Genomic DNA, 13,293 nt, shown 5'->3' on the forward strand with positions numbered 1-13,293 from the left:
AAAGTTATTTAAGAACGAAGGCTTGATAAATGGATATCGAAGCCGGGCCAAGTATAACGATAAATATTCCCGGGAAAAAACAAAAAGCCAAAGGAAACAACATCTTGACAGCCAATTTTGCGGCTTCTTCCTCGGCTCTTTGCATGCGTTTATCGCGGAGATCTTCGGCGAAAACGCGTAAGGTATTACCGATACTGGTACCAAAGCGCATGCTCTGCGCCAGTGCGGAAACCAGTCCCCGTATTTCTTCGACGCCGGTACGCGTTACCAGATTTTTCAACGCCTGCTCGCGGGCAACGCCGGCTCTCAATTCGGCGTTTACCAAGCCCATCTCATAGGCCATGATTTCGTTGCTCAAGGCCGCATCTTTGGATACCCGCTGTAGGCCCGCATCGAGTCCGAGCCCGGCTTCGGTACACACGACCAATTGGTCGACAATATCCGGAAACGAATTTCTGATGATGCGTTGTCTTTCGGTAAGCTTGCTGTCCAAATAGAAACTGGGTCCAATCAGTCCGGCCATGATACCCGCGATGATCAGAATCAATAAATTATTTGAGCTGATGGTGGGCAAAAACACCGTGCATCCGAAGAAAATCAGCAGCGGGAGGCACAGCATTAAGAGGATCTTGATGCCGTAGTAACGCGAAAGGCTGTTTTTATCGTGATAGCCGGCTTGTAACAGGCGTTCACGGTCATAACTCAGCTTCTCTCCGGCACGCTCCCTAATGACGAAATAATGCCCCAATTGATGAGTGGCATTGCGAAAAAAACTGTTTTCTTCATTTGAACCGGTGAGCTCGTACAGCCTTGTTCTGACCGGATTGTAGAGGCCGAAAAGCAGAAAATAAAGCGCCACGATCAGTGCAAAGGTCGCGCCGGCAAACAGGCCGATAGCGATCCAGCGTCCGCTGGCTTCATTGCCGGAGAGGGAAATGATGAATTGTAAGAGTTGGTCCATAAACGAGCCTAAATATCAAAGTTGATTTGTTTACGCACCCAAAAGGCCCCAATGATTTGCAGAATCAGTCCTACGCCGAGCAGATAATTCCCCGCCGGTGTGTCGAACAATGGCTTGACATAATCGGGAGTACGTAATGTGATGACAAGGAACACCACAAACGGCAATAATGACAGAACCCAGGCGGACATACGGTTTTCGGCCGTGATGGTTTTGACTCGGCGCTGGAAACGGAAGCGTTTTCTTAATAAATCGCTGATTTTGTCGAGCAACTCCGCTAAGTTGCCGCCGGTTTCACGCTGAATCAGGATGGCGGTGGTGGCGGCAATCAAGTTGACGCTGGGCACCCGCATCAATAAATAGTTAAAAGCTTGCCTGACATCGCGGCCATAGTTGATTTCTTCGAACGTGATGCTGAATTCTTTCGCAATAGGGTCTTGCATTTCCTGCGCAATGTAATGCATCGCCTCATTAAACGGATAGCCGGCACGCAGAGCCCGGGTCATCATGTCCAGCGCTTCCGGCAGTTGCTCTTCGAAAAGCTCGAGGCGTTTTTTTCGGTCATCCTTCAACTTCAGATAGGGCAGAGAACCGGCCATCAGTGTCGCCACCGCCGTGCCAATCAGGTTGGCGGTAAAATACCAGGTGATGCCTGCGGCCAGCAAAGCGAGCAGAAGCATCGACAGCGTAATCATATAAGCGGGATAATTCTTGCCGCTCTGCTGAATTAAGTCTTCGATCGCTTCGGTGCCGGGCAAAGATTCGAGAAAGCGTTCTAAGGGGGTTAATTCCTTTAAATATTTTTGCCTGACCAGCGAATACTCGCCTTGGGCGCCAACTTGGGTGACTTTTTTGAGTCGTTCCCTGATCTTTCGGCTTTCGACCGATCGGGTTCCAAAAGTCGGCACGAGGATCAGTTGGGACAATAAAAAAACGGCTGCGGCCACCAGGATCAAGAAAATGATCAGCGTATTTCTATCCATGATCCCATCCTCATAAACTGTTGAATGTCTGGTCGGTATAGACGTCCAGACTCATGTTGACGCCCCGCTGTTTCATGCGTTCATGGAATCTGGGCACGATGCCGGTAGAAACATAGCGGCCGATGATGCTGCCGTTTTCTTCGACGCCCCGGCGTTCGAAACGGAAAATTTCCGACATGGTAATCACATCGCCTTCCATGCTGTTGATCTCGGAAACGCTGATGACGCGCCGTTTGCCGTCTTCCATTCTTTCCAGTTGCACGACAACGTTGATGGCGGAAGCGATTTGAGAACGAATCGTTTTGACCGGCAAGTCGAATCCTGCCATTGTCACCATGTTTTCGACACGGGAAAGGGCGTCGCGCGGGGAGTTGGCATGAATCGTGGTGAGTGAGCCGTCATGGCCGGTATTCATGGCTTGCAGCATGTCAAATGCTTCCTGCCCACGCACCTCGCCAATGACGATCCGATCGGGGCGCATCCGCAGGCTGTTTTTGACCAGGTCGCGCTGGGTGACTTCGCCCTTGCCTTCAATATTGGGTGGGCGGGTTTCCAGGCGAACCAGATTGTCCATTTTCAACTGCAACTCGGCCGAGTCTTCGATCGTCACGACCCGCTCAGTTTTAGGAATATTATTGGACATTGCATTCAGCATGGTGGTTTTGCCCGAGCCGGTGCCGCCTGAAATGAGAATATTCATCCTGACTTTGACAATATTGGCGAATACCTCGGCCATGGCTTGGCTCAAGCTGCCGATAGCTACCATATCCTGTAATTGGATTTTGTCCTGGGTGAATCTTCTGATCGAGAGAGACGGGCCGTCGATCGCGAGCGGCGGAATGATTGCGTTGACGCGCGAGCCGTCTTTGAGCCGTGCATCGACAAGGGGGGACGATTCGTCGATCCGCCTGCCAACCCCGGTTACGATCCTGTCGATGACCTTTAACAAATGCGCGTCATCCTTAAACGTGATGGGCGTTTTTTCCAACTTGCCGAAACGCTCGATATAGATGGCATCGTGGCCATTGACCATGATGTCGGCGATGGTGGGTTCGTAAAGCAAGTGTTCCAAAGGTCCCAGGCCCAGGATGTCATTGACCACTTCATTGACGATCAATTGGCGGGAGCGGGCGACGATCGGCAATGTATCATCGTCTATGATGCGCCTGGCAATGTCGCTGATTTGCTTGCGGGCATCGGCATTTCCCATTTTGACGATCAGCGAAAGGTCGAGAATTTCCATCAGTTTTTCATGGACTTTTTCCTTGTATTCCATTTCCTTGGCGGTCAGCAGCTCAAAGGTCAACGGCGAAATGGCGGTTGATTCGCTCGAAGTTGAAGCGACAGCAGCGTCTTCATCATTTTTTGGAACAATCGTCTTACTGCCATTATTCAGACTGGAGTAGCTTTGGATACGACTTTTTAGGTTCACAGCAGTTCTCTTGGTCAGTAATAGTTAAAGCGGTTGAACGGGAGAGATAAAATATCCAAGGTTCATTCGCTACCAGGATTTTCTTTATGTCAGTTTTAACAACTTCTTTATGAAGCTTTTTTCCTTATACTCATCTTTTATTTTGACATGCAGGTCTTCGGCCAAATCGATGATCGATTTGGCAATCGCCGAGTGGCGCGCATACTCTAAAACCGGCGTGCCAAGATTGGTGGATTGCGACACGGTTTCATAATCATTGGGAATCAGGTAAAACGAAGCGCATGACAGCGTTGCCTGAATATCCTTCGGCTGCAGGTTGCTTTTCGGATCAAAACGGTTAATCAGAATACTGATGTTTTTGTCGGAGATGTTGAGTTCGGATTTCAAAATGCGGATCAACCGTTGCGCATCACGCATATGCGCAAGACTTTGCTGTATGACGATGACTATTTGCTCCGATCTTTCGAGTATCGTGGCCGAAACCGGGTCGATCTGACGGGGGAGGTCAACGAATATCCGGTCATAATTGCTGATTATCAGTGTTAGCAGGTGATCAAGATTTTCGAGGTCGATTTCGCCTGGCAACACCAACTGTTCATGCATTGTCGATAATAAGCGCAATCCGCTTTTGTGCTGCACCATATAGCCGTCTATGGCGTCGAAATCCAGCTTGTGAATATCACTGATGGCTTCGACAATCGTATGCCGGGGTCTTAGATCCAGATTCAACGACTGGCTGCCAAATTGCAGATCAAAATCCATCAGCACTATGCTGGAATCGGAGACCACGGAGGCGGTATGGGCGAGGTTGCAAGCGATAAAACTTCCGCCCGAGCCGCCTTTGGCATTGATCACCGTGGTCAATATGCCTTGTTGGGAATTGCCGCGCCGAAGATCAAAAATGACCTGGGTTAATGCCTTGTGCAATTCCTGTCTGTCAATCGGTTCGGCAAAGAAATCGCGGGCACCGGCCTGCATCGCCAGGCGCATCAATTGGCTGTTGTTGTCGGCGGCGATCACCAGCAACGCCGGCCGGTTGGCGGCAGGCAGCGTGGTGAGCTGGTTCAGCGCATCGATCGTCAGACTATCCAGCAAAAAAATCAGAATGTTCGGCAGTTTTTTATCCTTAAAAAGCAATCCGGGCGCTACGGCTGGATCGATTTGAATCGTCGTAATTTCCTTGTTCAGCAGTGTTGAAATCTGGGTCCGATGCTGAGCCAGCTTGGCGGTATTACTGCCCAAAATTTGTATTGAAATGGCGTCTTTTTGCATGATTCCCTCAGCTGTACTCAGTAAAGTCGTAGTGATATATTGTTATTATAGTCATCTTTAAATAAATGATCATGTCTAACAAAAAATAAGAGGAAATTAACAAAATAGACAGCAAAAAGTTGGCAATTCTGTTTTACTTGTATGAAAATAAAAGTAAATTTATATGTCTCGTTTGCATAGTTTAGGTGCATACACCGTAGCAGCATCGTTGAGTGACAGGGTTGTCAAATGAAATTCGGCCTAAGCTCTGGCTAGGTAATATGGTCTGAATAGGCGGCAAGGATATATTAATAGGAAAGAACGGTATATTGAGCTGCAAGAAGCTAGGTAAATTTTGGAGCTGCACTCTTACAAAAGTAATATTATTGTAAGTATTGTCGTTAGAAGCCAAGGGGCCACTTATCCAATTAGTCGTGGAGTCGAGACACGAGCCATTACAATAGTGTACTTGCACATTGGTGGTGGAAAGCCCAAGCAGGCCGGTTATTGCAGTAGCGCCATCCGGATTGTTGGAGTCAAAAACCGTGACTTGTTTTGCCTGAAGGGTTCCACTTGTAGAAATTGGGCAAACCGCCGCCACTCGTGCACCTCGGCGCGTGGCCTCGACCAGGGTGTTGTAAGTAAAGAAGGCGCGCCCGAACTCAATGATGCCAAACAAGATTATGAAAAAAACAAGACCAATCAAAGCAAATTCCACCAGCGCCGCACCGTTTTGTGTTTTCATTGCGCCCTCATCACCGAAGTAGCAGTTAGGTTGTAAAAGCTAAGACAATTACTATTAGTGGAAGAAGTGCCAATCACCAACTTGGTTAGTTTACTTAAAGTACTCCCTGTAATAAAACAATGCTGGTATGTGGCCGTCACTTGAATATGATTGGCATCAAGCTGAGTGATCCATTTTGTTCCGTCCGGATTCGGGTTGATGTAATAAGAGCACCACGGTGGTGTCGGTTTACTTTTCACTAAGGGCGGATTGTTTGTATCGTTACACGCAGCAGTGTTGCCGGTCATAACCAAATTTTCGGCATTGTTAAGATAGGGATTAGAAGTAGAGTTAACATTAATAGGTATATTAGGACTGCAATTATCTAAACTGGTGCAACGAGCCATTTCGGAAAAATAAAGAGCCCCATCCTGTACCGATTTATTCAGAATGTTCAGATGAAAAAATGCATAACTAAATTCGACAATTCCGAGCAATAAAAGCAACAGCAACGGCAACACCAGCGCAAACTCTACCAGTGTTGCTCCCGTTTGACGATATTTAAAATTACTTATCGGTCTGGACATTTAAGACTGTCCTCCAAATGGGTCTTTATAGAGTTGGACTTTATAAATGCCGGTATCGACATTGCTGATAACTTTGCCGATGCCCATGCAGTCATCTTTGGAGTTATCAATGACTTCGGCATAAACGGGGGTCAAACTTCCTGTCACTGGTATCGGTCTTGTAATGAACACGCAGCCCCAGTCAACCGCTGAAGAAGGAACGTCCCATGTCCCTTTAGCGTTCTTAGTAATGGCAGAGCAATCGACAAATGGCATACTCAATACCCGTCTTTTGTCTTGAAAGGCGTGTGTGGCATCAGAAGCGGTTTTCGCATCCACCAGCGGCTTATAATAATTTATATATAGATTGGTTGTCGCGACTGGCCCATTAGTGAGGGGCGAGATATTCACAGCGCTTGGGAAGTTCGTAGCATCGAGGTCGTGCTGATCGCTACGAGATTGATTATAAACTTTTGCGTGATTTTTACCGCCGACAATACGGTCAGGAGGATAGAGGGCGGGATTTTTGTAACTCCCGTTGTAGTCATCAAAGCGGGTATTAAAACCCTGGTCGACCGAAGCCACATCGCCTGTTTTTGAGGTTACTGTTCCATTTGCTGCAAAACTCTCACAAAACGCTTTTTGGCAAGTCGGGTCGCCTGCGGCGCAGGCTTTGAGATCAGCTCCCCCAGACCCTACATCCATCCAACCAAAATTACCGCCTAATTGCCCCCCCGTATATGCGGGAGGAATATCAGGGCAAACAAGACCGCCTGTCGGTGACGTGGGGCTCGATTTGAAGCAAAAAGCGGTATTTGTTGCATAGCCAAAACAATTACCATCGCTACAGTCCTTATCTGTGCTGGCCTTACCGGTACTACTGTCAGTTCCTTTACAGGCGATGACGGGAAGAACATCCGAACAAGGCACTATGGGAGTCGTGCCCGCAACTGCAGTGGCTGAAGGAGCCATATTATTAAAACCCAAAACGCGACCGAACCATGTGTCTGTATTGAGAGGGTTCGTGGTTACGCGAACAAATCTAGCGCCATCAATTGCATCAGCGGCATGCCAGTCAGTCTTTGTAGCGCTCCAATCCGTGGCAAATTCAAACGTAAAATCTGTGCTTGCCAACGTCACTTCCTGATTGCCAAAACTTCCTTTAAAGTTGGGCAACGTGGTTGTTCGTGCATAATATTGTGCATATTCCTCTTTATCGGGATAGGTCGTGCTGGACTCTTGCTTATTCAATGAAACAGCCGCACTTAACGCCAATGCGTCTGCAAGGTTCTGCAATCGCGTTTTATTAGTCCAGCCATGGCTTGTATCAATGGCCAAGGCCGCCATGCCCATGATAACTAAAAGAGCTAAAGCCGTTATTACCAACACACTGCCTTTAGCTTTGCGTAACGAAGTCAATGTCGTGTTCATAAAAAACCTTATTTAAACGATTTGGTAATATAGCTTCAAAATTTAAATTCAAGCGCAGTGCTGAGTTGTTAGGCATCCATAAAAAGTTCTTGGCTTGCCAATACATACTAACTGGCGGAATTTAAATCCCTTACAAGCTGCCGATCTTTTCTGGTCTTCGATACTTTCCTATTCAGATACTCATATCCTCATATCCCATTTGACTGAAGCCCGTCCTATCAAGAAGGCGAACATGTAACTGGGCATTTAGATGCCCCGTTAATGTTATTTTCCACCAGAGCTTGATCCGCTGCTGCCACTACCAATATTAATACTTACGCTCGGCGGTTGTTGTGCCTGCTGAAGAAACCCTTGACGGTAGCCACTGATCACGCCGATTCCGGCGTAACCATCCAGTTTTCTCGGCGAGTTCACCGGCGGATGGGCTGCGGCTTCCTTATCGGCTATTTGCGCATATTTAATGCTGTTGACCGTTTGCCCGAAATGGTTATCCAGCTCACGCGGCTGATATCTGCCGTCGGCGCAGGCTGACAACAAACTTGCGCCTGTTATTAAGATTAAGGCTGAAGCAAGCGTTTTGATTTTCATAGGGAGCCTCATTGTTTAATTTGGTGACCAAACTGGCCGGATGTTCCACCATTTGCCGGATCGAAAGCCGGGGCTTGCGCGGTTTGTTCTGTCGGTTTTCTGGCTTCCATTCTTCCGAGCAGATAGAAGTCGATATCGCTGGGAGGAACATAGTTATCCGTCGGCAAATGAATTTCTTCCGGTGGAATCGGCGTGGCCAGGTGAGGGGTGACCAAGATCACCAATTCTTTTTTGTCGTTCTGCGCATTGCGGTTTCTAAACATAGAGCCTAAAACGGGGATATCGGACAGCCCCGGCGTTTGCTCCTGTTTGTTGGTGTTGTTTTCGCTGATCAATCCTGCGATGGACATCGTTTGACCGTCCGCCAGTTCAAGCGTGGAAACGGCTTCTCGGCTATCGAGGCTTGGCGTAGGTTGCAGTTGAACCGAACAATTAACATTTTCACCAACTATGGCGCCTGAGGTGCAAGTCTGGGCGGCTCCCGCCGCAATCACATCGTTGGCTTTATTGCTTAAAGAGCTGACCGATACATGCGTAGTCAGATTAATCCGGTTGGAGTCGAGAACCACCGGAGTGAATTCCAAGCCGACACCGAAAGGTTTAAAGTTGACATTACACACGTTAGTATTGCCTCCGCCTTGGACTGAGCCTCCCGTTGAGCAGGCGGTGTAAGGGAACTCGCCGCCGGATAAAAACGAAGCCTTTTTGCCGCTTAGCGTGGTGAGGTTAGGTTCCGCCAAAATGGTAGCCAGGTCGGTGTTTCTGCTGAAATTTAAACTCCAGTTAAAGATCGTGCTGCCGGCAACGTAATTGCCGGAAAACACACCTGCCGCTCCTGCCGCGACCGACCATAAAAAACTGCCGTCGTTTTGGCCTGTACTTCCTGCGCTGCTATCCAAGTGCAGGGTTCGGGCCAGTGTGCGGCTGACTTCGGCGATTTTGACTTCGAGCATGACCTGTTGCTCGCCGCCGACATGCATCATATTGACGATGTATTGGCTGCTTCCGCCGCTAGATCCACCGCCGCCACCGCCACCTCCGCTTGCGGTGGCGGCACAGCCGGATTGGCCACCTGCACCGCCGCCTCCGCCCATTCCGGCAGAGGCGTAACCTTGAGCGATCTTCACCGCAAAATCCATGTTGACCACGTTGGAGACTTCTCCGCTCAGGACGATACATCTTTCGGCGCCGCGAACTTGAATACGTTCACGGGGCAAGAGTTCGTGGAGTTTTTGTTTGAGTCCATCCAGGTTGTGGGTGACTTCCACATCCAGAACCATCGCTACATGATTGTTGGCATCCCACACCGTGGCGTTGGTTCCGCCAATCTCTCTTCCACGCAATAAAACCTGCCGGGGAGGGAACAAGGTGATGTCGGCGATTGCATCATTACCTTTGGTCAGTTTGCTGACATTCCTGTCCAGATTAATCAGCAGCGATTTATTTACCGGCACACGGTAAACCAGTTGCCTGCTATTTGCGCTAGTCGTTATTTCGGCGCCGGCTTGGAGGGTGTAGCCTAATAGCAGCAATGGAACTGTTTTCAACAAGTTGCTTGGATCAGTGTTTAACATGGTCATTTGTCCTTGCATTCAGTGTTCTTTAAAGTTCCGGGGTCCTTAAGGTTGATTGGGATGCCGAAACCGAAATAAAATCTAGTATCATTCAGAAATTAAACCGCTCAACAGGAATTGTCCTTACACTCCTTGAATGATTGGCTGGTCCAAGGTAGTATTTTTACCGTTAAAGGCGCTCTCGGCTGTATTTTCTTGGTATCGGGTGATGTCGGGGTGCTGACTACGGCAGTAGAGGCTTCACTGGAATCCATGGGGTTTCTCAAGGTAAACTGCAAGGCGCCGGTGCGCATGGCGTTTACCAGGATTTCGGCCTGTTTAGGTGTGACTTCCAGCGTCAAGGCTCTAACCACAATCGCATTTTTATCCCCTTCTGTGGAGGCTTGCTGATCGATTGCCAAAATCTTGATGTTTTTCAGCAAGGTAAAAGTTTCCTCTCCGCGGCTGACGATAATGTCCGCTTTGTTGCCCGGCAGAATGAAACCGGCAACGCCGACGACATCATCGACCCGTACGCTGATCGCGCGCATGCCTTCCGGTATCAATGCCGATAATGAACTGCCGCCAACATGGTTTTTAATCTGCGGCTTGAGCAGGATTTCTCCGGGGTAAAATTCACGCTGGGCGATTTTTCCTACGATGGCCTGGGCATCACTTGCCGTATCCGCTTGCGTGAAAGCTTCTTTGGGCACCATGTCCTTGGGCCAATCCACCAGCTTGATTTGAGTTTGATCTATATGGCCTGCGTAAGGGATGTAATTGGCGGCCACATAAACCGGAATGGTGTTTTGTTCTACATTAGCCTGTCTGCTGGTTTGTGATTCGACCCAGCTATTGGCAATCCAGGCGGCACCCGCTGCCAGTGTCAGCGCTATAATGAGCATTATCAGGAATCGGCTGTTCATTCTTCAATCCTTGCGTTGTCAAGGTTAATAAAATAGGTTTCCCATGCTATTTGCAGTCTTTCTGCCGTTGCCTGGGCAACATCGCCTTCGTATTCGCATTGGTCCCTGACAATCCCCAGCAAGTCTCTAGGGTGGCAAGGCAGTAGGGGTCTGTGTTCTTGTTGATAGCGCTCGAAAAGTCCTCCGAGTAAGCTGTCCGGGCAGTTTAACTGCAGTTGGCTGGCGTATTGATGCCATATCTCGATATATTGCTCTTTGCTGACGGGGGAAAACTTGATTTTGTAGCCCAGCCGTCTCAAAAAGGCTTCGTCCGCAAGTTCCACAGGATTGATATTCGAAGAAAAAATGAGGATGACGTCAAAAGGAACCTGAACGCGTTTACCGGTATCGAGATTCAAATAATCATGTTTTTCTTCGAGCGGGACGATCCAGCGATTGAAGAGGTCGATGGGCTTCACCCGTTGACGTCCCAAATCGTCGATAATATACATGCCGTTATTGGCTTTTAACTGCAAGGGGGCTTGCGATAAGCGGGTATTTTTATCGTGGTCGATTTCCAGCATATCGAGCGTCAATTCGCCGCCGCTAACGGCGGTGGGCCGGAGACATTTGATATAACGCGGGTCGACGCCTTGCAGGATATGCGGGGTCAATTTAAAGCCGTCTTCTTCGACTGGTGTGTGTATCACCGGATCGAATAATTGAACGACGCTTTCACCGATCGATATGGCATGGGGTATGTAAATCGCTTCTCCAAGCAAGCGGGTCAAACGTTTACAAATGTAGGTTTTTCCTGTCCCCGCGTGTCCGTAGATCATGATGGCGCGGCCGGAGTGCAGGGCGGTGCCCAGTTTATCGAGCAGATTGGGATCGATGATCGTGTCCGAGAATGATTTATGCACATCAGCGCGGATGACTTTACAGTTTTGAACGGATTGGGCTTTGACGGAGTTGCGGTACTGTTCGATCGGCACCGGGGCGGGGCCTGTGTAGCCGCTTTTGTTCAAGGCAACCAAGGCATCGGCAACGCCTTTATCGGTCAGCGCGTAACGCGACCCTTTACTGCTATGTGAAGCGGCGAGAATTTCTACCCGGCCATGTGTGCGTAAGTCGTCGAGAACGGTTTCGAGAATGTTGCCGGCCAAGGCTACGTTTTCACTCAGTTGATATAGGTCGGCAACGCCGTTAACATGCAGATGCTTGCAAACTAACGAGGCGATAAAATCGAACGTTAATCCGGTTTCCTCGATAGTGCGGGGGCGCGGGGCGAAGGGAAGCCGCGGGGGGTTAACGCTATGTAACGGCTGAATATTGGTGTTCATATTCCTAACGCAACTAGTAAGGAAAAAATCGGCTTAGTCTGAAAAAAGCAGGCTCAGATTAAGCATCCAAGATCAACAAATGTTTCAGATACATTGTCTTACAAAATCAACTATAGCTTAAAGTTAAAACTTATGAATGAGGTTGGCAACTAAAATTTGAAGGCCAGCTCATATTTAAGCCTAGAAATTTTGGGAAAAGCCCCTGCGACTAAATTTTTAGCGGCAAGGGCTTTGCGCCTAGGTCAGGTAAAGCTTAACCGTTGTTAGGCATTGCACTTTGAATGGTGCTGAACGTGTTGTTCACTTTTTGGCCCAAAATTTGGATCATTGCGATTGAAACGATCGCAATCAGTGCCAACATGATCGCGTATTCCACCATCGTGGCGCCTTGTTCTTTCTTAAAGAAAGTGGGGACTTTGTTTTTCAGGTTGATTAATAAGTTTTTCATGTGCTTTCTCCAGTAAAAAAAATTAAAAACTACGTTTAACCTGCAGGCATTGCGCTTTGAATGGTGCTGAACGTATTGTTCACTTTTTGGCCCAGGACTTGGATCATCGCAATGGACACCACCGCAATCAGCGCCAGCATAATTGCATATTCCACCATGGTCGCCCCATGCTCTTTTTTAAGGAAGGAGGGGAGCTTCTTCAGAGTAATCAAGGTTGTTTTCACGTTTCTGTCTCCGTGGTTAGTCTTGTTTCCAAATTTTGGAAGCATTGCAGAATGCTTGCCAATGGAAGGTGAGTAAAAATTGATGACTTATCCTTACAATAAAAGTTAGTTTTTATTTCTTATCCTGTGCATTCTGGTAAGAATACTGAATGCAAGGCCATTCGCATGGAACAAAAAAAACTTTTAATGTAATTTCCGCATAGCCGCGCTCAAAAAAGCATGATGTGGGGCTATCAAAATCCCTTAGACACAGTAGAGGCTAGATATCCATCCTCTGTCAAAAGTGTAGCATTCATTTTGGCAATAGCTAGGGTGAAATTAATATTTTTTTAATGTAAATTTGTATAAATTTTCACAGCAGATGTGAATGAAAGCGTTTTCAGTGGTCAAAAGTAGCTGTCAAAATAGAAGCATAGGTTTTGTAAAAATAATACAAAATTATGATTTAAATATAAAAAAATTCAGTTAAGCAGTTTTGTGTATAGGATCTTTATTTACCTCAAAAATAGCTTGAATTTTGTGTCAGACTCCAAGGTCATTGAAAGCGCATCCTGAGCGCCGGATAGAAGTTGAACGTCGTTTTCTAGGCCACTCTTTCCGAGAGTACGAATTAATTAGGATAACTCGGCAGACTATGCAAAATTAAATGATCTTTGCCTTATAGGAAGAATTGATCCATTGGGGACTTGATTACCCATTGATTCTAACAAATCTTCATTATTTTATAACTTGGTAAAGCTACCTATTGATTTTTTAGGTATTTTTGTGATAGCTGGGTTATAAAGTGAGTCTCTACTTCTGCTCCCACATCCTGTCTGCAGGCCAGTAGTAGATGTTCAGGCGCTGTGCGGGGACTGTGAGCGATCGATCGTATGCTGAAAGGA

General features: G+C 47.7%; 13 protein-coding genes. All 13 read right to left on the minus strand.

Annotation, left to right across the window (positions count from 1 at the left end):
- Positions 1 to 4: 4 nt before the first annotated feature.
- Positions 5 to 961: a type II secretion system F family protein gene (locus tag ACEPPP_RS17730; protein WP_374088692.1), complete on the minus strand. Its 957-nt coding sequence runs from the start codon at positions 959 to 961 to the stop codon at positions 5 to 7.
- A gap of 8 nt (positions 962 to 969) precedes the next feature.
- Positions 970 to 1,944, minus strand: coding sequence for a type II secretion system F family protein (locus tag ACEPPP_RS17735; protein ID WP_374088693.1), 975 nt, complete (start codon positions 1,942 to 1,944; stop codon positions 970 to 972).
- Positions 1,945 to 1,954: 10 nt separating this feature from the next.
- Complete coding sequence (locus ACEPPP_RS17740; protein ID WP_374088694.1) at positions 1,955 to 3,376, minus strand: CpaF family protein; 1,422 nt, start codon at positions 3,374 to 3,376, stop codon at positions 1,955 to 1,957.
- Between the two features lie 84 nt (positions 3,377 to 3,460).
- Complete coding sequence (locus tag ACEPPP_RS17745; protein ID WP_374088695.1) at positions 3,461 to 4,648, minus strand: CpaE family protein; 1,188 nt, start codon at positions 4,646 to 4,648, stop codon at positions 3,461 to 3,463.
- A 181-nt stretch (positions 4,649 to 4,829) separates the two neighbouring features.
- Positions 4,830 to 5,372, minus strand: coding sequence for a TadE/TadG family type IV pilus assembly protein (locus tag ACEPPP_RS17750; protein ID WP_374088696.1), 543 nt, complete (start codon positions 5,370 to 5,372; stop codon positions 4,830 to 4,832).
- The gene (locus tag ACEPPP_RS17755; protein ID WP_374088697.1) at positions 5,369 to 5,938 is read right to left on the minus strand and encodes a TadE/TadG family type IV pilus assembly protein; all 570 of its coding nucleotides are present in this window, start codon (positions 5,936 to 5,938) and stop codon (positions 5,369 to 5,371) included. The genes ACEPPP_RS17750 and ACEPPP_RS17755 overlap by 4 nt, the downstream gene beginning before the upstream one ends.
- Positions 5,939 to 7,348, minus strand: a complete 1,410-nt coding sequence (locus tag ACEPPP_RS17760; RefSeq protein WP_374088698.1) for a Tad domain-containing protein — start codon at positions 7,346 to 7,348, stop codon at positions 5,939 to 5,941. It abuts the gene before it with no gap.
- Positions 7,349 to 7,612: 264 nt separating this feature from the next.
- A complete protein-coding gene (locus tag ACEPPP_RS17765) occupies positions 7,613 to 7,936 on the minus strand; it encodes a hypothetical protein (protein WP_374088699.1) in 324 nt (107 codons plus the stop codon).
- Positions 7,937 to 7,944: 8 nt separating this feature from the next.
- On the minus strand, positions 7,945 to 9,510 hold the full coding sequence (locus ACEPPP_RS17770; RefSeq protein WP_374088700.1) for a type II and III secretion system protein family protein: 1,566 nt from the start codon (positions 9,508 to 9,510) through the stop codon (positions 7,945 to 7,947).
- A 107-nt stretch (positions 9,511 to 9,617) separates the two neighbouring features.
- Positions 9,618 to 10,415 carry a Flp pilus assembly protein CpaB gene (cpaB, locus tag ACEPPP_RS17775; protein WP_374088701.1) on the minus strand — a complete coding sequence of 266 codons (798 nt, stop codon included), beginning with the start codon at positions 10,413 to 10,415 and terminating at the stop codon, positions 9,618 to 9,620.
- Positions 10,412 to 11,737, minus strand: a complete 1,326-nt coding sequence (locus tag ACEPPP_RS17780) for a hypothetical protein (protein WP_374088702.1) — start codon at positions 11,735 to 11,737, stop codon at positions 10,412 to 10,414. Before ACEPPP_RS17780 ends, cpaB begins: the two co-directional genes overlap by 4 nt.
- Before the next feature lie 253 nt (positions 11,738 to 11,990).
- Complete coding sequence (locus ACEPPP_RS17785; protein WP_374088703.1) at positions 11,991 to 12,185, minus strand: Flp family type IVb pilin; 195 nt, start codon at positions 12,183 to 12,185, stop codon at positions 11,991 to 11,993.
- A gap of 35 nt (positions 12,186 to 12,220) precedes the next feature.
- Complete coding sequence (locus ACEPPP_RS17790; RefSeq protein ID WP_374088704.1) at positions 12,221 to 12,409, minus strand: Flp family type IVb pilin; 189 nt, start codon at positions 12,407 to 12,409, stop codon at positions 12,221 to 12,223.
- Positions 12,410 to 13,293 lie beyond the last annotated feature (884 nt).

The organism is Methylomicrobium lacus (assembly GCF_041897535.1).
Taxonomy (GTDB): Bacteria; Pseudomonadota; Gammaproteobacteria; order Methylococcales; family Methylomonadaceae; genus Methylomicrobium; species Methylomicrobium lacus_A.